Genomic DNA, 23731 nt, shown 5'->3' on the forward strand with positions numbered 1-23731 from the left:
AAGTGTCCTGAGCGATGCGCCGTGGGGCTGGATTGCGGGTGCTGCCCTGGGCGGTGGCGCCATCGGGGCGCTGCTGGCCAACGGCGGTGACGGCGAAACGAAAACGAAAGTCATTGATAACACCAAAGAAGTGGAAAGTGCCACGCCGACCTTTTTGCTGTCGGACAAGGTGGGTGACAAGCAGGGTGTGCTGAGCGCGAACGCGATCACGGACGATAACACCCCGACCTTTAGCGGTAGCGGCCAACCGGGCGCGACCATTCAGATCAAAGACAGCAGCGGAAGCACCATTGCCAGCGCGATGGTGGGTAAAGACGGCACCTGGACGGTAAAACTCCCGACCCAGTCTGACGGAGAGCATACGTGGTCGGTCGTGCAGATCGACGGCAGCAAAACCACCTCTGCAGGCAGCATCACGGTAACCGTCTCCACGGCCGAGGCCTCGATTACGCTGGCGACAACGGCGGGTGACAACGTGATAAACGCCAGCGAGCAGTCTGCCGGTTTTACGCTGTCCGGCAGCAGCCAGCATCTGGCGAAGGGAACCGACGTTTCCGTGACGCTGAACGGTAAAACCTACACGGCGGAAGTGGGGGCCAACGGCGCGTGGAGCGTAAAAGTGCCAGCGGCAGACGCGCAGGCGCTGGGCGATGGCACCTGGACGGTCAACGTGAGCGGCAAAGACGCGGCGGGGAATACCGTGAGCGGAAGCCAGACGATTGGCGTGGATACCGCTGCGCCAACGCTCTCTGTCGATACGCTCGCGCAGGACAATATCATCAATGCCGCCGAGCACAACCAGCCGCTGACGCTGACCGGTAAAACCAACGCGGAAGCCGGACAAATTGTGACGGTAACGCTGAACGGCAAAAACTATAACGCCACGGTGGGCAGCGATGGCACCTGGTCCGTCACGCTTGCCGCCAGCGAGGTGCAGGCTCTCAGTGAGGGCAACCACACCCTGACGGTGAACGTCAGTGACAAAGCGGGTAACGGTACATCAGCGACGGCAGATTTCTCGGTTCATACTGCGGCGCCGGTCATTACCATTCACACCGTGGCGGGCGATGATATTCTCAATACCAGCGAGCAGGGCCAGGCACAGATTATCTCCGGCCAGGCGAGCGGTGCCGCCGCAGGCGATGTGGTGACCGTGACCGTGGGCGGTAAGACCTTCACCGGCGTGGTGCTGGCAGACGGCAGCTGGAGCGTAGGCGTCCCGGCGTCCGTTGTGGGTGCGCTGGGAGAAGGCCACCACACCCTTTCGGTGTCCGTGACCAATGCGGCAGGCAACACCAGCAGCGCCACGCACGGCATCACGCTGAGCGGCAACCCGCCGGAATTCACGATTGACGCCATCAGCCAGGATAACGTGCTGAATGCCCAGGAGGCGATGCAGCCGCTGAGCCTGTCCGGCACCAGCAATCTGCCTGACGGCAGCGCCATCACCGTCACGCTGAATAACGTGAATTATCCGGCCACCGTCGAAAACGGTATCTGGTCCATCCAGGTGCCGGTTTCCGACGTGTTGAATCTGGCGAACACGCTTTACACCGTTACCGTTAGCGGCACCGACAGCGTGGGCAACAGCGGTTCTGCCGAAGCGAATCTGCTGGTGGATACCGTGCTGCCGCAGGTCATTATCAACACCTTTGCAGGCGACAACCTGGTCAATAACGCCGAAGCGGGCGTGGATCAAACCCTCAGCGGTCGCGTTACCGGCGCGGCGGCGGGCGATACGGTGTCTGTTACCGTGGGCGGTAAGAGCTACAGCGCCACGGTAGGCAGCGATCTCACCTGGAGCGTCACCATTCCGTCGGCGGATCTTCAGGCGTTCGGCGATGGTGATTTAACCTTCACCGCATCGGTAACCAACGGGCACGGTAATACCGGCACCGGCGAGCGTGATATCAACATCAACGCTCAGCTGCCGGGTCTGCGCGTGAACACCATTTCCGGCGATGACGTGATCAACGCCATCGAACAGCAGCACGATCTGACCGTCACCGGTGCCAGCACCCATCTGGCTGCGGGCACACAGATTGTCGTTACCATCAATAACGTCGAGTACGTCACCGCGGTTAACGCCAGCGGCAACTGGCAGATTGGCGTTCCGGCGGCGGATCTCCAGGCCTGGACGGCGGGCGAGGTGACGGTCAACGTCAGCGCGAAAGATGCCTGGAACAACACCGTTTCGGCAGAACACCCCATTGAACTCGACCTCAACGCCGTGGCGGTCACCATTGATACCGTCTCCAGCGATGACATGCTCAACGCGACAGAAAAAGGCAGCGATTTAACCCTGTCCGGCCAGACGCAGGGCGTGGAAGCGGGGCAGACCGTGGTGGTGAAATTCGCCGACCAGACCTTCACCGCCCAGGTGCAGCAGGATGGCTCCTGGAGCCTGACCGTACCGGCCAGCGCGATGGACACGCTGATCGACGGTCGCGCACAGGTGAGCGTCAGCGTCACCAACATCAACGGTAACACTGCCGACGCGTCGCGCGTGGTCACGGTGGATACCCTGCCGCCAGCGATTACCCTCGATAACCTGACCGCGGATAACATCATTAATGCGGCCGAAGCGCAGCAGGATTTAGTCTTAAGCGGCAGCAGCACGGCAGAATCGGGCCAGACGGTCACCGTAACGCTGAACGGCAAAACGTACCAGACCACGGTCCAGACGGACGGTACCTGGCAGTTGAGCGTTCCGGCGGCTGACGTTGGCGCTCTGGCCGACGGTATCGTGACCGTGACGGCCAGCGTGAGCGACGTGGCGGGTAACACCAGCAGCGCCGATCGCGTCGGTCTGGTAGACGCAACCGTGCCCCAGGTGACCATCAACGACTTTGTCACCGCCACCAACACCATTAACCAGCTTGCCCATTCTCAGGCGCAGATCCTGAGCGGCTCCGTGACCGGCGCAGCAGCGGGCGACCGGGTGACCATCACCATCAACAATGTGGATTACACCACCGTGGTGGATGCGGCGGGCAACTGGAGCCTCGGTCTGCCAGCGTCCGTGGTGCAGGGGCTGGCCGACGGTACCTGGACCATCGACGTCTCCGTGACCGACAGGTCCGGTAATACCGGAAGCAGTTCGCTGGATGTGGTGGTGAATACCGTGACGCCGGTCATCGGTATTAATACCCTGGCAGCAGATGACGTGATCAATGCGACCGAGAAAGGTCAGGATCTGCAACTCTCTGGTACCAGCAACCAGCCGGAAGGAACCCGTATCACCGTCACCCTGAACGGCATCGACTACACGGCTATTGCCGATGCCAGCGGTAACTGGAGCGTCACCGTACCGGCGACGGCGGTAGGTGCGCTGGGCGAAGCGCATTACACCGTGACGGCGAACGTGACCGACAGCGTGGGCAACAGCGCCTCTGCAAGTCACGATGTGCAGGTGGACAGTTCGCTGCCGGTTGTGACGATCAATACCCTGGCGGGCGATAATATCGTTAACGCCGCGGAGGTTGCGGCAGGGCAAACCCTGACCGGTAAAGTGACTCACGCGGCGCCAGGTGACACTGTCACTATTATCCTTGGCGGCCAGACATACACGGCCACCGTGCAGGACGATCTCACCTGGAGCCTGCCGTTAAGCGAGAGCCAGTTAACCGCGCTCGGCAATGGCGATTTGACGCTGTCAGCCAGCGTCACCAACGCCCACGGTAATACCGGCTCATCCTCTCTGGACTTCACCATCGACGCCCAGCTTCCTGGGCTGCGTATTGACACCGTGGCGGGCGATGACGTGATTAACATCATCGAACACGGTCAAAACCTGATTGTGTCCGGCTCCAGCACCGATCTGGCGGCGGGCAGCACCGTCACGGTAACCATTAACGGCAGCAACTATTTCGCCACCGTGCTGGCGGACGGCACCTGGAAGGCGGCGATCCCGGCCGCGGATGTGTCGCAGTGGGCGGACGGTTCGCTCGATATCAAGGCAAGCGCACAGGATACCTCCGGCAACCCGGTGAATATTGGCACCGTTGTGGATGTCGATCTCGCGCCTGTCGCCATCACTATCAGCAGCGTGACCGACGATAATGTGCTCAACGCGGCGGAAAAAGGTCAGGATCTGCTGCTTTCCGGCACCACCTCCAATGTGGAAGCGGGTCAGACCGTGACCATTACCTTTGCGGGTAAAACCTGGACCACGACCGTGGACGCCAACGGCGACTGGACGTATACCGTACCGGCAGCCGATCTGAGCGGCCTGAAAGACGGCGACGCCAGCGTGCAGGTTAACGTCACCAACGCGAACGGCAACGCGGCATCGTCCGCGCAGGAATTCAGCGTCGATACCACTGCGCCAACGGTGACCATCAACACCATCAGCAATGACAATATGCTCAACGCGGCTGAGGCGGGGCAGGATTTGACCCTGAGCGGCTCCACCACGGCCGAAGCCGGCCAGACGGTGACGGTCTCGTTCAACGGCAAGCAGTACACCGCGCAGGTGCAGGCGGACGGCAGCTGGACACTCAACGTGCCGGCGGCGGATCTGGCAGGCATCAGCGACGGTAACGCCACGGTCACGGCATCGGTTTCCGATAAAGCCGGTAACCCGACAAGCGCGGATGCCTCCGTTCTGGTGGATACCACCGTGCCACAGATTAGCTTCAACATCGTCGCGGGCGATGACATCGTGAACATTGCTGAGCACGGTCAGGCGCTGATCGTCTCCGGTAAGGTGACGGGCGCGCAGGCGGGCGATGTCATCACGGTGACCCTGAACGGGAAAGACTACACCGCAATGCTGGATGCGTCCGGGAGCTGGAGCGTGGGCGTTCCGGCAACGGACGTGGGCGCGCTGGTGAACGGCAACCAGACGATCGCGGCGACACTCACCGATAAAGCGGGTAACAGCACCACCGCAACGCATGACGTTGAGGTCTCCCTGACCGCGCCGGTGATTGCCATCAATACCCTGGCGGTTGACGACGTGATCAACGCGGCCGAAAAAGGCCAGGACCTGCTGGTTTCCGGCAGCAGTAACCAGCCGGACGGCACCAGCATTACGGTGACCCTGAACGGCATCAGTTACACCGCCATCACGGACGCCAGCGGCAACTGGAGCGTCACCGTACCGGCGGCAAACGTCTCGGCGCTGGGCGAAGCGAGCTACGCCGTGACGGCAAACGTGACCGACGCGGCAGGTAACAGCGCGAGTACCAGCCACAGCGTTGTGGTCGACAGCGCGCTCCCGGTGGTGACCATTAATCCTGTCGCCATGGATGATGTGATTAATGCGGCAGAGGTCGCCGCAGGCCAGACCCTGAGCGGGAAAGTGAGCGGGGCAGCGATCGGTGACACTGTCACTATTTCCATCGGTGGCAATATCTACACCGCCACGGTACAGGACGACCTGAGCTGGTCGGTCAACGTGCCGTCCACGGTCTTAACCGCCATCGGTAACGGCGATCTGACGGTGTCCGCCAGCGTCACCAACGGCCATGGCAATACCGGCACCGGCGAGCGCGACATCACCATCGATGCCAGCCTGCCCGGTCTGCGCGTCGATACCGTCGCGGGCGACGATGTGATTAACAGCATCGAACATGCGCAAAACCTGATTATCACCGGGTCAAGCGATGGCCTGGCAGCCGGTTCGGCACTCACGGTAACCGTCAACGGAAAAACCTACGCGGCAACCGTGCTGGCAGACGGCACCTGGGCGGCGGCGATCCCGGCGGCAGACGTTAGCGCGCTGGGCGCAGGCACGGTCACCGTAACGGTTGACGGCCAGAGCACGGCGGGCACGCCGGTCACCATCAGCCACGACGTGAAGGTAGATTTGGCCGCAGTTGCCATCAGCATTAACCCGATTGCCACCGACGACGTGATTAACGCGACGGAAAAAGGCGCGGACCTGGTCCTGTCCGGCTCCACCACCAATGTGGAAGCTAACCAGACCGTCACCATTACCTTCGGCGGCAAGTCGTACACCGCGACGGTCGATGCCAGCGGCAACTGGACGACCACCGTACCGTCTGCCGATTTGGGCAGCCTGAAAGACGGCGACGCCAGCGTACAGGTGAGCGTGACCAACGTGAACGGCAACAGCGCGTCAGCTGGCCGTGAGTACAGCGTGGACGCGACGGCGCCGGCGGTCTCGATTGACATCATCAGCGACAACAACATCATCAATGCGGCCGAAGCGCAGCAGGATCTGGTCATTAATGGCGTGACCAACGCCGAAGCGGGCCAGACGGTGACGGTCACGCTGAACGGTAAAGACTACACCACCACCGTAGCGGCAAACGGCAGCTGGAGCGTAACCATGCCGTCTGCGGATCTGGGCGCGATTGCTGACGGTAACTACACCGTCAGCGCCGCCGTCGCGGATAAAGCGGGCAACCCGGCCTCTGCCGATCGCGACGTGCTGGTTGATACCACCGTTCCACAGCTGACCATCCACACCGTATCCGACGACGATGTGATCAACAGCGCCGAACATGCGCAGGCGCTGATTGTCACCGGTTCTGTGTCCGGCGCGGCGGCGGGTGATGTGGTCACCGTGACGATCAACAACAAATCATACACAGCCACTCTGGATGCCTCCGGGAACTGGAGCGTGGGCGTACCGGCGGCGGATGTGACCGCGTTGACCGCGGGAGATTACACCATCACCGCGGCGCTGACCGATAAAGCGGGCAACAGTAACAGCACCACACACAGCGTGGAGGTAAACCTGAGCGCGCCGGTGCTGACCATTGACACCGTTTCCGGTGACGATGTGATCAACAGTTCAGAGAAAACCCAGGATCTGACGATCTCCGGTACGGCTTCCGGCCTGGCGGCAGGCGCGGCGGTGACCGTGATGCTCAACGGCAAAGCGTACGGCGCAACGGTGGACGCTAACGGTAAATGGACGACCACGGTTCCGGCGGATCAGGTTGGTCAACTGGGTGAAGCGCTTTACACCGTTACCGCGTCAGCAACGGACGGCGTTGGCAACAGCACCAGTACCTCTCATACCGTGAATGTCGAGTCCGTTCTGCCGGGTGTCATTATCAACACCGTGGCGGGCGATGACGTCATTAACGCGGCTGAACTGGCGGCAGGCCAGAGCATCAGCGGCTCGGTAGTCAATGCCGAAGCAGGCAACACGGTTACCGTGACACTCGGAGGCAAAACGTATACCGCGACGGTCCAGAGCGATCTCACCTGGTCCGTTAACGTGACGCAAGCCGAACTGACAGCGCTGGGCAACGGCGAGTTGACCGTATCTGCCAGCGTAACCAACGGCGTGGGTAACAGCGGCTCCGCTGAGCGCGATATCACTATCGACGCTAACCTGCCTGGGCTGCGCGTCGATACCGTCGCGGGCGACGATGTGATCAACAGCATCGAACATAATCAAAACCTGATTATTACGGGTACAAGCGACGGGCTGACGGCGGGCACGGCGCTGACCGTCACCGTGAACAATAAAACCTACCCGGCGACCGTCCTGGCTGACGGCACCTGGAGTGCGGCGATCCCGGCGGCGGACGTGGGTGCCCTGGCGGCAGGCACGGTGACCGTTACCGTGGCAGGCCAGAACGGTGCGGGTAATCCGGTTTCCATTAATCACGATGTGACGGTGGACCTGGCGACCGTTGCCATCAGCATTGACGCCATCGCTTCAGACGATGTGATTAACGCGGCCGAGAAGGGCGCGGATCTGGTGCTCTCCGGCACCACCTCGAACGTGGAAGCAAACCAGACCGTCACCATTACCTTTGGCGGCAAGAATTATACCGCCACGGTGGATGCTGAGGGTAAATGGACCGCCACGGTGCCAGCGGGCGATCTGGCAGGTCTGAAAGACGGCGACGCCAGCGTACAGGTGAGCGTCACTAACGTGAACGGCAACAGCGCCTCGGCGGGCCGAGAGTACAGCGTGGACGCCACCGCACCGTCCGTGACCATCAACACGATCGCGGGTGACGACATTCTGAATGCGGCCGAAGCGAAGAGTGACCTGACCGTGTCCGGCACCAGCACCGCCGAGGCGGGCCAGACGGTCACCGTGTCGCTGAACGGTAAAGACTACACCGCAACCGTCAGCGCGGACGGCAGCTGGACGCTGAACGTTCCGGCGGCGGATGTTGCGGCGCTCGGCGACGGCAGCGTGACCGTGACCGCGTCCGTGAGCGACAAAGCGGGTAACCCTGCTTCCGTTGATCATAACCTGACGGTAGATATCACCGTGCCAGCGGTCACCATCAACACCGTGGCGGGCGACGACGTGATTAACATCGCGGAGCACGCTCAGGCGCAGATTATCAGCGGTTCCGCCACCGGGGCGGCAGCGGGCGATAAGGTCACCGTCACCCTCGGCGGCCAGACGTACACCACCGTGCTGGACGCGGCGGGCAACTGGAGCGTGGGCGTACCGGCGAGCGTGATTTCCGGCCTCAGCGACGGCACCGTAACCGTCACGGCGTCAGTCACCGATGCCGCAGGCAATACTGGCACCGGCAGCCATAACGTGACCGTCGATACCGGCCTGCCGTCGGTCGGCTTCAACACCCTCAGCGGCGACAACGTGCTGAACGCGGTGGAGAAAGGCCAGGACCTGAGCGTCAGCGGCACCAGCGCCAACCTGGCAGAAGGCACCGTGGTCACCGTGACCCTGAACGGCAAGCAGTACACCGCCACCACGGCGGCGGACGGCAGCTGGAGCCTGACCGTTCCGGCGGCAGATCTGGCGGGTCTCGGTCAGGCCAACTACACCCTGAACGCGACGGCGACCAACGGCGTGGGCAACAGCGTCAGCAACACCGCGAACCTGCTGGTGGATACTGCGCTGCCGACCGTCACCATCAACACCGTGGCGGGCGATAACGTCATTAACGCGGCGGAAGTGGCGGCCGGGCAAACCCTGAGCGGTACCGTGGCGAATGCCGAAGCGGGTAACACCGTGACCATCACCCTTGGCGGCAATACCTACACCGCGACGGTACAGAACGATCTGAGCTGGTCCGTAAACGTACCGTCTGACGTGCTGACCGGGCTGGGCAACGGCAGCCTGAGCGTGACGGCGACTGTGACCAACGGCCACGGCAACACCGGTTCCGGCGAACGCGAAATCGTTATAGACGCTAACCTGCCGGGCCTGCGCGTCGATACCGTCGCGGGCGACGACGTTGTCAACAGCATCGAACATGCGCAAAACCTGATCGTCACTGGATCCAGCGACGGACTGGCGGCGGGCACGGCGCTGACCGTCACCGTTAACGGCAAAGATTATGCGGCTACGGTGCTGGCGGACGGCACCTGGAGCGCGGCGATCCCGGCGGCAGACGTGAGCGCGTGGCCGGAAGGCAGCGTGAAAATCAGCGTCACCGGCGACAGCGCGGCGGGTAACACGATTAGCATCAGCCACGACGTGACGGTGGATCTGGCGACCGTTGCCATCAGCATCAACGCCATCGCCACCGACGACGTGATCAATGCGGCGGAGAAAGGGGCAGATCTGGTGCTGTCCGGTGCGACCACCAACGTGGAAGCCGGGCAGACCGTGACCCTGAGCCTGAACGGCAAGATCTACACCACTACCGTTGATGACAGCGGCAACTGGACGTATACCGTACCGTCCGCGGATCTGGCACACCTTAAGGACGGCGACGCCAGCGTGCAGGTGAGCGTCACAAACGTTAACGGCAACAGCGCCTCGGCGGGCCGCGAGTACAGCGTGGACGCCACCGCGCCGTCCGTGACCATCAACACGATCGCGGGTGACGACATTCTCAATGCGGCCGAAGCGAAGAGCGATCTGACCGTGTCCGGCACCAGCACCGCCGAGGCGGGCCAGACGGTGACCGTAAGCCTGAACGGTAAAGACTACACCGCAACCGTCAGCGCGGACGGCAGCTGGACGCTGAACGTTCCGGCGGCGGATGTTGCGGCGCTTGGCGACGGCAGCGTGACCGTGACCGCGAGCGTGAGCGACAAAGCGGGTAACCCTGCTTCCGTTGACCATAACCTGACGGTAGATATCACCGTGCCAGCGGTCACCATCAACACCGTGGCGGGCGACGACGTGATTAACATCGCGGAGCACGCTCAGGCGCAGATTATCAGCGGTTCCGCCACCGGGGCGGCAGCGGGCGATAAGGTCACCGTCACCCTCGGCGGCCAGACGTACACCACGGTGCTGGACGCGGCGGGCAACTGGAGCGTGGGCGTACCGGCGAGCGTGATTTCCGCGCTGCAGGACGGCACCGTGACCGTCACGGCGTCAGTCACCGATGCCGCAGGCAATACCGGCACCGGCAGCCATAACGTGACCGTCGATACCGGCCTGCCGTCGGTCGGCTTCAACACCCTCAGCGGCGACAACGTGCTGAACGCGGTGGAGAAAGGCCAGGACCTGAGCGTCAGCGGCACCAGCGCCAACCTGGCAGAAGGCACCGTGGTCACCGTGACCCTGAACGGCAAGCAGTACACCGCCACCACGGCGGCGGACGGCAGCTGGAGCCTGACCGTTCCGGCGGCAGATCTGGCGGGTCTCGGTCAGGCCAACTACACCCTGAGCGCGACGGCGACCAACGGCGTGGGCAACAGCGTCAGCAACACCGCGAACCTGCTGGTGGATACCGCGCTGCCAACGGTCACTATCAACACCGTGGCGGGCGATAACGTCATTAACGCGGCGGAAGTGGCTTCAGGCCAGACCATCAGCGGCAGCGTAACGAACGCGGAGGCGGGTAATATCGTCACCGTGACCCTTGGCGGTAACAGCTACACCGCGACGGTGCAGAACGATCTGACCTGGTCCGTGAGCGTGCCGGAGTCTGTTCTGACGGCGCTGGGCAACGGCGATTTGACGGTGTCAGCGACCGTGACCAACGGCCACGGCAATACCGGGGCGGGCGAGCGCGAAATCGCTATAGACGCCAGTCTGCCGGGCCTGCGCGTTGATACCGTCGCGGGTGACGACGTGATCAACAGCATCGAACACGGTCAGAACCTGATCGTTACCGGCTCCAGCGACGGGCTGGCGGTGGGAACCACGCTCACCGTGACCGTCAACGGCAAAACGTATGCCGCCTCCGTGCTGGCAGACGGTACCTGGAGCGCGGCAATCCCGGCGGCAGACGTGGGTGCGCTGGCAGCAGGCACGGTCACCGTTAACGTGGCAGGCCAAAGCACCGCGGGTAACCCGGTCTCCATCAGCCACGATGTGAACGTGGATCTGGCCGCGGTCGCCATCAGCATTGATGCGATTGCTACCGATGACGTGATTAACGCGGCGGAGAAAGGCGCGGATCTGGTGCTTTCAGGCAGCACGTCGAACGTTGAGGAAAACCAGACCGTTACCATCACGTTCGCCGGGAAGACGTACACCACAAAAGTGGATGCCGACGGCAACTGGACGGCTACCGTGCCTTCCGCAGATCTGGCGGGCCTCAAAGACGGCGATGCCAGCGTGCAGGTGAGCGTGACTAACGTGAACGGCAACAGCGCCTCTGCGGGCCGCGAGTACAGCGTGGATGCCACCGCGCCAGCCGTCACCATTGATACGGTCGCGGGCGATAACGTGATCAACGCCAGCGAAGCGTCCGCAGGCGTGGCCATCTCCGGTACCACCACCGCGGAAGCCGGGCAGACGGTTACCGTGACGTTGGGCGGTAAGAGCTACACCGCGCAGGTGCAGCAGGGCGGTATCTGGAGCGTCAACGTGCCGGGCACCGATCTCTCCGCACTGGCGGATAACGGCTATACCGTGCAGGTCAGCGTGAGCGACGCGGCGGGTAACCCGGGCAGCGCGGGTAAAGCGATTACGCTTGATACCACGCCACCGACCGTCAGCGTTAACGTTGTGGCGGGCGATGACGTGATCAACAGCGTGGAACACGGACAGGCGCAGATCGTCAGCGGCACGGCAACCGGCGCGAACGTCGGGGATAAAGTGGTCATTACGCTGGGTTCGAACCAGTACACCACCACCGTTGACGCCAGCGGCAACTGGAGCGTGGGCGTGCCGGCCAGCGTGATTTCCGCGCTGAGCGACGGCACAGTGACGCTGAGCGCAACCATTACCGACAGCGCGGGCAACAGCAGCACCCAGACGCACGACGTGGTGGTCAACACCGCCTCCGTGGCGTTGACGGTAAATACCCTCAGCGGCGATGACGTTATCAACGCGGCAGAAGCGGGTAACGCGCTGGTGATTAATGGCTCCAGCGCCCAGTTTGCCAGCGGTACGCAGGTGACCGTGACCCTGAACGGCAAGACCTACACCGCCACGATTCAGAGTGACGGCACCTGGACGACTACCGTCCCGGCCGCCGACGTAGGCGCACTGGCCGATGGCGCGCGCTATCAGGTGTCTGTTTCGGCGCAGGACAGCGCGGGTAACAGCGCCTCGGCAACGCACGACATCAGCGTAGATACCACCGCGCCGGTGGTAAGCATTGCGACGCTGTCGGGTGACGATGTGCTGAACGCGGCAGAAGCGCAGCAGCCGCTGACGGTTCACGGTGCCTCCAGCGCCGAGGCCGGCCAGACCGTTACCGTGACGCTGGGCGGCAAAACCTATACCGCTACCGTGGCCAACGATGGCACCTGGACGCTGGACGTACCCGCGGCGGATCTGGCCGCGCTGAGCCAGGGGGCGCTGACGGTGACCGCCTCGGTCAACGACAAAGCCGGGAACAGCGGTCAGACGACGCACACCTTAACGGTGGATACCGTCGCGCCGACCGTGACCATCAGCACCGTGGCCGATGACGACATCGTTAACAATGCCGAGCAGCTGGCGGGCCAGACCATCAGCGGTACCAGCACGGCGGAACAGGGCCAGACGGTGACCGTCTCCTTCAACGGGCACAGCTACCAGGCCACCGTCGGGGCAGACGGATCGTGGTCGGTCTTCGTGCCGGGCCGTGACTTCCTCGGCCTGAGCGACGGGCAGTACGCGATTACCGCCACGGTGAGTGATAAAGCGGGTAACCCGGGCAGCGCAACGCACGACGTAACGCTGAACGGTGACGTCCCAACTATCACCATCAACACCTTTGCGGAAGATGACATTGTCAGCGCCGCCGAACACGGCACGCCGCTGGTCATCAGCGGCACCACTGACGCGCCTGCGGGCCAGACGGTGACCATCACGCTGAACGGTAAAACCTACACGGCGACCGTTCAGAATGACGGTACCTGGCGCTATACGGTCGGAAGCGCAGACGTGACCGCGCTGGCGGACGGCGGTTCGTACGTCATTAACGCGCAGGTCAGCAACACCATCGGCAACAGCGGCAGCGATAACCACAGCGTCACCGTGGATCTCACCGCGCCGTCGATGGGCATCAGCATTGATTCTCTGCAAAACGACACCGGCCTGAGCGCGAGTGATTTCATCACCAACGACGCTCAGGTCGTGGTCAACGGCTCGCTGACCGCGCAGCTCGGCAATAACGAGAAGGCGCAGATCAGCCTCGACGGTGGCACCACCTGGATTGACCTGACCGTGACCGGCACCACATGGCGTTATACGGACGGCCGCACCCTGACCGACGGGACCTATCAGTATCAGGTGCGGGTGATTGATAATGCGGGCAACGTGGGGTCAACGGACAGCCAGGACGTGGTCATTGATCTGACGAAACCGGCGGCAACGACCATTACCGTGGATTCCGTTTCCCAGGATACCGGCCTGTCCGACAGTGACTTCATCACCAGCGACAACCAGATCAGCCTGAAAGGGACGCTCGGCGCGGCGCTGGGCAGCGGTGACCACGCGCAGATCAGCCTCGACGGCGGTCTGACCTGGACCGACGTCAGCGTCAGCGGGCTGAGCTGGACGTATGTCGATGGCCGTACGCTGGCCGACGGAGATTACAACTACCAGCTGCGCGTGATTGACGACGCGGGGAATATCAGCGCCACCACCAGCCAGGTAGTGACCATTGATACCGTCGCGCCGGACGCCAGCAAAACCATCGCCATCGACCGCATCAGCGACGATACCGGCCTGAGCAGCAGCGACTTTATCACCAACGATACGTCCCTGACGCTGCACGGCTCGCTCGGCGCGACGCTGGCTGACGGCGAGTACGCCCAGATCAGCATCGACGGCGGCGTCACCTGGCAAAACGTGATTGTGACCGGCAACAGCTGGTACTACGTCGACAGCCGCACGCTCGGGAACCAGACCTATGACTACTACGTTCGCGTGGTGGATGCGGCGGGCAACGTGGGGGCCAGCGCTCATCAGCAGGTGACCGTTGATACGGTCGCCCCGGATGCGGCGATTACGGTGACCGTGGATAACATTACCGTCGACACCGGGTTTGACAACAATGACTTCCTGACCAGTTCGACCTCGTACACGCTGCACGGCACGCTTGGCGCAGAGCTGGGGGCGGGTGAGTTCGTTCAGGTGAGCATGGATGGCGGCACCACCTGGGTGTATGCCACCGTGAGCGGGACCCAGTGGAGCTACAGCGATACGCGTACCCTGACCGACGGTAGCCATAACTACCAGGTGCGGGTGATTGACCAGGCGGGTAACGTCGGGGCAACCACCTCGCAGGCGGTGACGGTGGATACTCAGGCGCCGCAGTATGGCATCACCATCGACAGCATCAGCGAAGATACCGGTCAGTCCGGGAGTGATTTCATCACTATGGACACCACGCTGACCATTAACGGCTCGCTGGGCAACGCGCTGGCAAACGACGAGCGCGTGCAGATAAGCCTCGACGGCGGGAATACCTGGTCTGACGCCACGGTCACCAACCAGCGCTGGAGCTACACCGATACCCGCGATCTGGCGGACGGCGATTACACCTACCAGGTGCGGATTATCGACCAGGCGGGCAACGTGGGCTCTACCGCGTCGCAGGTGGTGACGGTGGATACCACGCCGCCAGACACGGTGGGAACGGTCGTGAGCTATACCGACGTTGAAGGGGAACGTACGGGCACCTTTGGCAGCTCGGTCGCCACTGACGATAACTCACCGGTGATCAACGGGACGCTCAACCGCGCCCCGGACGACGGCGAGATCGTCCAGCTTTACCGCGATGGTGTCTTGCTCGGCCAGGTGACCATGAACGGCAGCGCGAGCTGGTCCTTCCAGGATAACGGCCTGAGCGATGGCAATCACACCTACATTGTGCGTGTCACCGACAAGGCCGGTAACTATACGGAATCGGACGGCTTTGTGCTGAGCGTGGATACCAGCATACCGACCACCACGGCGGCGATTACCGCGCAGACCACGTCGGATACCACGCCGATCGTCAGCGGGACCGTCTCCGCCGATCTGGTGAACGGTGAGTATCTGGTGGTGACGGTGAACGGGAAAATCTACACATCCCAGACGGGCGGTGCGGTGGTGGTCGATCCGGATCACAACACCTGGTATCTGCAGATCCCGGACAGCGATGCACTGAACGTCGCGAGCTACAGCGTGACGGCGCAGGTGAAGAGCAGCGCGGGTAACGGCAATACCACCGGGACGACCACCGGCAGCCTGGTGATTGACACCACCACGGTGAATACCGACTGGGCAACCACGGCGGGGAACAGCAACAACTCCACCATGACCCTTGGCATGAACAGCAGCGGTCTGTGGAATATCATTGCGAACGGCCAGTCTTACTCCAGCAGCGATAGCTCGACCTATGCCGGAAATACGCTGACCAACACCCGTAATTACTACGTGGTGAGCCAGACCGCCGCTGACTTTGACCGTAACGGCACGCAGGACATTTTCGCCACGGAGAACACCTACGCGGGATCCACGCAGGTGATGTGGACCTACGATGGTAGCACCTATAACGCCAGCCAGCTGGGAATGGGCACTACCATCTGGTACGGCGGCGTGATTGCGTACGACAAAACCGGTGATGGTTATCTGGATTTGGCCTACGGCGATGCGGGTGCAGACTCCATTACGTACCTGATCAACAACAACGGGGTACTGTCGCCCGACGGCACCAACGGCGGCGCAGGTTTCTGGGGACAATTCACCACCATGCGTGAAATCTCCGGCGTTGACCTGAACAACGACGGCACGGTGGATATTGTTCAGCACACCAACCGCAGCGGCGCGTACTCGTTAACCGTAATCAACAACAACGGCAACGGCACGCTGTCTATCGGCCAGAACCTGACCAACGTGTTTGTGGTCAACGCCGCGAACACCACCACGGCGGCGTCCATGACGTGGGCAGACTTCAACGGCGATGGCTACATGGATCTGTACCTGGGCAGCAGCTACAACAACAACGGCGGGGTGATCTACTACAACGACGGTACCGGGAAGCTCTCAACCACCAAGAGCGCGGTGGAAGCCTCTAACGCGTCGGCGGGGTATCTGTCGGTGGCGGTGGACTGGAACGGCGACGGGCAGATGGACATCATCAAGCTCAGCACCTACGGCGCGTCACAAACGGCGACCCTGTTCACCAACAACGGGTACGGTTCCACCTGGACCTCCAGCCAGCTGGCGTCCGGTATCGCCTACGCTACCGGCGTGGCCGCGGTGGACTACAACTGGGACGGCGCGAAGGATCTGCTGGTGTCTCAGCAGAACGGCAAGGTGGTGCTGGTTCAGAACAGCAAAACCATTGCGGACGGCACCGCGATGCATCTGCACATTGTCGATAGCGAGGGTATCAACGCTTACTACGGCAACACGGTCAACCTGTATAACGCCGCAGGCGTGCTGGTGGCCTCGCAGATCATCAACGCCCAGTCCGGTATCGGGTCGAACGATACCTCTGCGCTGGTGAGCTTCTACGGTCTGGATCCGAATGAAACCTACTCGGCAGAGATTGTGAAGATCACCAATGGTGTGTCGGATAACGTCACCTGGAGCGGTCTGGACGCGGGCAACGGCAAAGAGGGCTACGTCCTGACGGCCGAAGCGGCGACCGGCGGCCACAGCGGGACAATCACCGGGACCGGGTATAACGACACCTTCATTGCAGAAGATGGCACCTATACCTACAACGGCTCCGGCGGCTGGAATACCCATTCCGACTACGACACCTGGAGCAACACCGGTGGGATGGACGTGGTGGATTACCGCAATGCGACCTCCGGCGTGACCGTTGACCTGCGCCTTTCAACCGCACAGGACACTGGCTTTGGTACCACACGGCTGTTGAATATTGAAGGCATTAACGGTTCGGACTTCGACGATGTTATCACCGGCAACAGCGCTGATAACCGGTTCGAAGGCCGCGGCGGGAATGACACCTTCAACATCGGCAGCGGCGGTCACGATACGTTGCTCTACAAGCTGATCAACGCGTCGGATGCCACGGGCGGTAACGGTCACGATGTGGTGAACGGCTTTACCGTCGGCACCTGGGAAGGGACGGCGGACACGGACCGTATTGACCTGCGCGATCTGCTCTCAGACAGTGGCTATACCGGCACGGGCTCAGCGAGCTATGTGAACGGCGTGGCGACGCTGGACAGTAGCGCGGGCAATATCACCGATTACATCCGCGTGGTGCAAAACGGCAGCAATACCGAGATCCAGGTGGACCTGGACGGTACCGGCGGCCAGTTCTCGCCAACCACTCTGGTGACGCTGAACGGCGTGCAGACGGATCTGGCGACGCTGCTGGCAAATCATCAACTGTTAATTGCGTAAAACCCTGCCGCGGGGAGCGATCCCCGCGGCCTTTTGGCATTTCTATACACGAATAGCGTTAACCCGGAGATTATGAAGACACATCCACAGTACGAACCCTGGCTGCAGGGCATGCTGATCATCGCGAAGCACTATCGGCTGGACTTTTCCGCGGAACATGTTCGGGTCACGATTAACCATGAAAGTCAGTCTCCGCGCCAGCTGGTGCTGGAGGAGATGGCGCGCCAGCTAGGGCTGGGGATGCGTGTAGTGGCGGCGGAAGCGGTCTCTCTCGATCCGTGGCGTTTACCGCTGCTGGCGGAATTCACCGGCGGACAAATCGCAGTGATTACCCGCATGGACAACGAAGGCAACGTCAGCCTGCAGTTTAGCGGAGACGGTGGCCTGGAGACGACGCTGACGCTGGAAGCGCTCGGGACACGGTTAAAAACCCTGCTGGTGCTGCGCCCGCTGGAGTCCACACCGGATGCCCGCGTGGACGATTACATTAAACCGTATGAGAAAAACTGGTTCTGGCAGCTGGCGCTGAAAGACTGGCGACGCTACAGCGACATTATGCTGGTGGCGCTGGTGGCTAACGTACTGGCTCTCTCTGGCATGGTCTTTTCCATGCAGGTGTACGACAGGGTCGTATCGTCGCAATCAGAAGCCACGCTGTGGGTGCTGTTTGGCGGCGTCATGATTGCCATTGTCTTCGAATTCGTCATGCGCATGCTGCGCGTGCATATATCTGACGTGGTGGGGAAACGCGCCGACCTGCGCATTTCAGAGCGTGTGTTTGCCCACGCGCTGCGGATTAAAAATGGCGCACGCTCCAAATCAACCGGTTCGTTTATTGCGCAGATCCGCGAGCTGGAGTCGGTGCGTGAACTCATCACCTCCACCACCATTGCGGCGATCTCCGATCTGCCGTTCTTCCTGCTGTTCGTCTTTATTCTGTGGATGATCGGCGGCCCGCTGGTGCTGGTGGTGCTGCTCGCCGTGCCGCTGTTGCTGATTCCGGGCCTGCTGGTGCAGCGTCCGCTGGGCAAACTCTCCAGCGAGGGGATGCGCGAATCCGCGATCCGTAACGCCACGCTGGTGGAGGCGGTGCAGGGCATTGAGGACATCAAGCTGATGCGCGCCGAACAGCGTTTCCAGAACCAGTGGAATAACACCAACGATGTCGCCGCCAGCGTCGGCATGAAGCAGCGCTGGCTGACGGGCCTGCTGCTGACCTGGACCCAGGAAGTGCAGTCTATCGTCTATGCGGTAGTCCTGCTGGTGGGCTGTTATCTGGTGATCAGCGGGGATATGACCACCGGTGCGCTGGTAGGAACCTCGATTCTGGCGTCGCGCACCATCGCGCCGCTGTCGCAGATCTCAGGCGTGCTCTCCCGCTGGCAGTCGGCAAAAGTGGCTCGTAAGGGGCTGGACGACCTGATGCAGCGACCGATTGATGATCCGCAGCACGGGAAGAAGGTGCATAAAGCCCATCTGCGCGGCGACTACGTGCTGGAGGACGTCGGGTTTTACTACGATGAAGAAGAGAAACTCAGCGTGCTTAACATCAGCAAGCTACAGATCCGTGCCGGGGAGCGCGTGGCGGTGCTTGGCCGAAATGGCTCCGGCAAAAGCACGCTGCTGCAACTTCTGGCGGGCATGCAGGAGCCGCAGCAGGGCAGCATCCTGCTGGACGATATCGCGCTTAACCATCTGGACCCGGCCGATCTGCGTCGCGACATGCAGTTGCTCAGCCAGCAGGCGCGGCTGTTCTTTGGCTCCGTGCGGGACAATATCCTGATGGGTAACCCACTGGCGACTGACGAAGAAATTCATCAGGCGCTGGTGAACAGCGGCGCGCTTGAGTTTGTGCGCAAGCAGAAAATGGGGCTGAACACCCTTATCAATGAAGGCGGCACGGGGCTGTCCGGCGGGCAGCGTCAGGCGCTGCTGCTGGCGCGCGCGCTGATCACTTCTCCGACGATTCTGCTGCTGGATGAGCCTACCGCCTGGCTGGATGAAGTGAGCGAGAAGCAGTTTATTCAGCATCTTCACCAGTGGCTGGGCAAGCGCCGGACGCTGGTGGTGGCCACCCACCGCCTGCCAATTCTGGACCTGGTTGACCGCATCATTGTGCTGGAAAACGGCAAGGTGGTGATGGACGGCCCGCGCGACGCGATCCTGCATCAGCACGGTATGGCGACGCCAAAAGCCGCGCAGCGCACCGTGACCATGAAAGCGGCGGCGGTTGCTGAGGAGGGTGTGGCATGAATGATTTAACCCGTTTTAATAGCCGTCTGAAAGAGCCACGCCTGCCGAGGTCGTCGCTGGTGGCATGGGCGCTGTTCGCCCTGCTGGCGGTATTTATCGCCTGGGCGAGCCTGTTCGAGCTTGATGAAGTCACCACCGGCAGCGGCAAGGTGATTCCGTCTTCGCATGAGCAGGTGATTCAGTCCCTGGAAGGGGGCATTATTCACAGCCTGATGGTGCGCGAAGGCGACATTGTCGAACGCGGTCAGCAGCTTGCGCAGTTAGACCGGACAAAAACCGAGTCCAGCGTGCTGGAGAGTGAGTCCCGTCTGAATGCCGCGCTGGCAACGGCGGCGCGCCTGAAGGCCGAGGTCAACGACACGGCGCTGATTTTTCCCGAAGAACTGGATGACGACGTTGAACTGGTCAAACAAGAGACGGCGCTCTATCAGTCCCGTCGCGAAAGCCTGGAAAAAGGGCTGGCCGGCCTGCGTCAGGGGGCTGAACTGGTGCAGCGTGAACTGTCGTTAACCCGTCCGCTGGTGACCCAGGGGGCGGCCAGCAAGGTGGAGGTGTTACGTCTTGAGCGTCAAAAAAATGAGCTTGAGAATAAAATCACCGAGATGAAAAACCAGTATTACGTTCGCGCCCGTGAAGAACTGGCAAAAGCCAACGCGGAAATTGAAGCTCAGCGTTCGGTGATGAAAGGACGTGAGGATTCCCTGACCCGGCTGACCTTCAATGCGCCGGTGCGTGGCATCGTGAAGGATATTGACGTGACGACCGTGGGAGGCGTTATTCCGCCGAATGGCAAACTGATGAGCCTGGTGCCGCTGGACGATCAGATGGTGGTTGAGGCAAAAATCTCCCCGCGCGACGTGGCATTTATCCATCCCGGCCAGAAAGCGCTGGTAAAAGTGACGGCCTATGACTATTCCATTTACGGTGGGCTGGAAGGGGAAGTGACCATGATTTCACCGGATACTTTGCAGGATGAGGTGAAAAGGGATGTCTACTACTACCGTGTTTATATCCGCACCGACAGTAACCATTTGACTAATAAGCAAGGTAAGGAATTTCCGGTCTTTCCGGGGATGATTGCGACGGTGGATATCAAAACCGGCAGTAAAACCATTCTTGATTATCTGTTGAAGCCGCTCAACAAAGCGAAAGAAGCGCTGCGGGAGAGATAAGGGCAGGGCGTTCGGGGAACCGAACGCCATTTTTATTATACCGTTAATGTGACGTTGTTGGGGTGGCGTCGTTCTTTCGGTACCACGTTAATGTAATGGGTGACATACGCGAAATAGAGTCCGGCATAGTTTTCGACCAGTTCGAGAAAAGCCGGATACACCGACAGGCGACCGTCACCGCGATCTTTCAGATATCCTGCCTCTTGCGCTGTTTTGATAATCCGGTTGACGTGGATCCGCGAAACAAAGAATTCTTTCGCGAGCGTGCTGGCAGAATAATCAATCACTGCACCATGAGCAGATTTGTTTTTTATGGCCTGCAGATAAAGATAAAGCATAATCATGCGTCCGCCATCTTTATCGATAAATAATCCTACCTCGGGTAACACTTTCCTGAAGGTTAATCCCCGGAAGAGATATTCCGCTGCGCGGCGGAAAAAATTATTTCTCAATGTGTCATTATCCAGCAGGTTTACATCAATATTAAACGTCGGATAAAGAATGCTGACGGGCAAAAATGCACCGGACATATAGCGTTTAAGTTCACTCAATCCTTTTTCGGTCGGGGCTATTCGTGTTTTTCGACGGTCATCCGTACAGCGCCAGGTCCTGATGCGCCCCGTGGTTCTGAGAAGAGTAATGATCGCAATCACACTATTAGGGCTGGCTATTTTATAGCGGGAGCATAGCTCTTTAATCTCAGATACTGACTCGGCCTGATTGCCAAATATAAAACAACACATGGCGAGAATAATGTTGAACCGCGCTTCCTGAAGCATTGTCTTGTAGAACAAAGGTTGTTTTTTATAGATGGTGTCATTAATTGTGTAGTGCTCTAATATTGCCTCACCAAATCGTGGGTTGCTCTTTATAACATCCCGTCGATGTAGCAAGGCCCTGGATGAGATGTGATTATCCATAGCATTTTTCTCGTGTTTGATGAACCGATAGATGAAGTATCCAGTCTTCTTTTTCGGAATTTTCATTATACCTGAGAAACAGTGTTTTGCCGTCGTTATTTGAAAAGAAAGATATATTTACATTTGTCGACAGAAGAGAGGGTGATTAACGCAAAGATGTTCCGGTGCGGAACGTTGATAACAGTATCTTAACCTGATGGCGTACTGTAAAATTATTCTATACACCAGCTGTATTACATATTCCGTATTCATAATAAGAATGGCGATTTTGTGCCCAGGAGCAGGTTATGACCCACAAAATTTCTCACAGAAATGTTGCTCGCGACGATCGGCGGTTTGTCATCTCAACCTGCGGTTTTACCTTCCAGGGGTATGCTTTGCTCCTGAAAAAGTACGGCATAGACGCTTCGCATATCCACTTTGAGGGAGATGATGTCTGCCAACGGGATAGGGAAAATATCCTTAATAATCAACATGCTCATATTGTTGTGTTTCCGGGTAAAGGGATTGTCACTCTGCTGGAAAGTCTGACGCGGCTGGCATCCGTACTGAATGCATTGCCTGTTATCCGATGCGTGACCCTTTATAGTGATATACCTGACAGCTGGTTATATCGCACTCTGGGTAGCCTTTTACATAACAGCCATCAATTATCACTGATTCGGATCGCCAGCGTTTCTGATGTCATCAACTGCTTCCACACCCATAATAAGGGGTTTAAAGACCACTCGCGATTATTACGCGATCACTGTCTGGGGTATTCTCCGCAGGAAAATCTGAAATGGCTAACAAGAAGAGAGATTGACGTTTTATTAAATTTCTACCGCGGTATGTCCGTAAAAGATCTGTGCGAAAAGCTAGGGCTTTCTAATAAAACGGTTTATACCCATCGTAAGGAAGGTGTGCAGAAGTTACATTATATTAAACGATGGTTAAACGATCCGCATAACTTCAAAGCGGAAAGAAGTCACAAAAACCAACGTCTTAAAGCAGAATTCACGGATAAAGAAGCAGATATTTTTAATGCTCTGGTGAAAAGGGAGATCTTCCCGGCCTACCAGATCATTACCGATCGCGACAAAAAAGGGGTGGGCTTTGAGATACTGATCCGCTGGAATAAAAACGGCAAAATAGTCAAGCCAGCCTGTTTTCTTAATGACATTTCAAATCACGAGATATGGTTAAAAATAACGGCCCTGGTGATCCACGCTGCCGTGTCCGGGATTAATAAATATAATGGGAAATTCTATTTTTCAGTCAATATTCCGCCTCGTCTCGCTTCCGGGAAAGCGTTGCCGGAGATGGCCCGGAAAGCCATCGGCATGTTGCTCAAACCCCAGTGGGCGGAAAAGCTTGTCTTTGAATTTGCAGAAGATATCGATGTGACCAAAGACAAGAAGATCCCTGAAACCATGCGGCATCTGCGTAATACCGGGTGCAGACTGTTTCTGGATGACTGCTTCTCTAACCATCACACCATGTTTCCTGTCAGGCAGGTGCATTTTGACGGGTTGAAACTGGACCGCGACATCGTCGAGCATTTTGTGGCGAACGATAACGATTATAATCTGATTAAAGCGATTCAGATATACAGCGACATGACCGGAACGGACTGCATTGCTGAGGGGGTGGACAGTGAAGAGAAATTTGAAAAATTAGTCGAACTGGGCGTGAAAAACTTTCAGGGATATTATCTCTCACGGGCTGTGAAGGAGGAGGAATTAGATCGCATGGTAAGACAGTTTAGCTAAAAATAAAGC

Annotated in this window: 4 protein-coding genes and 1 pseudogene; 4 read left to right on the forward strand and 1 reads right to left on the reverse strand. The window is 59.6% G+C overall.

Annotated features, from left to right (window positions below; genetic code table 11):
* Positions 1 to 43 precede the first annotated feature (43 nt).
* From A4308_RS15305 to A4308_RS15315, 3 genes and pseudogenes are all read left to right on the forward strand, one after another.
* Positions 44 to 17626: pseudogene (locus tag A4308_RS15305) on the forward strand (Ig-like domain-containing protein); the annotation flags it as partial.
* A gap of 72 nt (positions 17627 to 17698) precedes the next feature.
* Complete coding sequence (locus tag A4308_RS15310) at positions 17699 to 19879, forward strand: type I secretion system permease/ATPase (protein ID WP_045282080.1); 2181 nt, start codon at positions 17699 to 17701, stop codon at positions 19877 to 19879.
* On the forward strand, positions 19876 to 21051 hold the full coding sequence (locus A4308_RS15315) for an HlyD family type I secretion periplasmic adaptor subunit (protein WP_023330375.1): 1176 nt from the start codon (positions 19876 to 19878) through the stop codon (positions 21049 to 21051). The genes A4308_RS15310 and A4308_RS15315 overlap by 4 nt, the downstream gene beginning before the upstream one ends.
* A gap of 35 nt (positions 21052 to 21086) precedes the next feature.
* Here the strand turns inward: A4308_RS15315 and A4308_RS15320 are convergent, their stop codons facing one another.
* On the reverse strand, positions 21087 to 21971 hold the full coding sequence (locus A4308_RS15320; protein WP_032629235.1) for a hypothetical protein: 885 nt from the start codon (positions 21969 to 21971) through the stop codon (positions 21087 to 21089).
* Between the two features lie 287 nt (positions 21972 to 22258).
* Here A4308_RS15320 and A4308_RS15325 point away from each other — a divergent pair, with 287 nt between their 5' ends.
* Positions 22259 to 23722: an EAL domain-containing protein gene (locus tag A4308_RS15325; protein ID WP_049010546.1), complete on the forward strand. Its 1464-nt coding sequence runs from the start codon at positions 22259 to 22261 to the stop codon at positions 23720 to 23722.
* Positions 23723 to 23731 lie beyond the last annotated feature (9 nt).

Source organism: Enterobacter sp. ODB01 (genome assembly GCF_001623605.1).
Classification (GTDB): domain Bacteria; phylum Pseudomonadota; class Gammaproteobacteria; order Enterobacterales; family Enterobacteriaceae; genus Enterobacter; species Enterobacter kobei.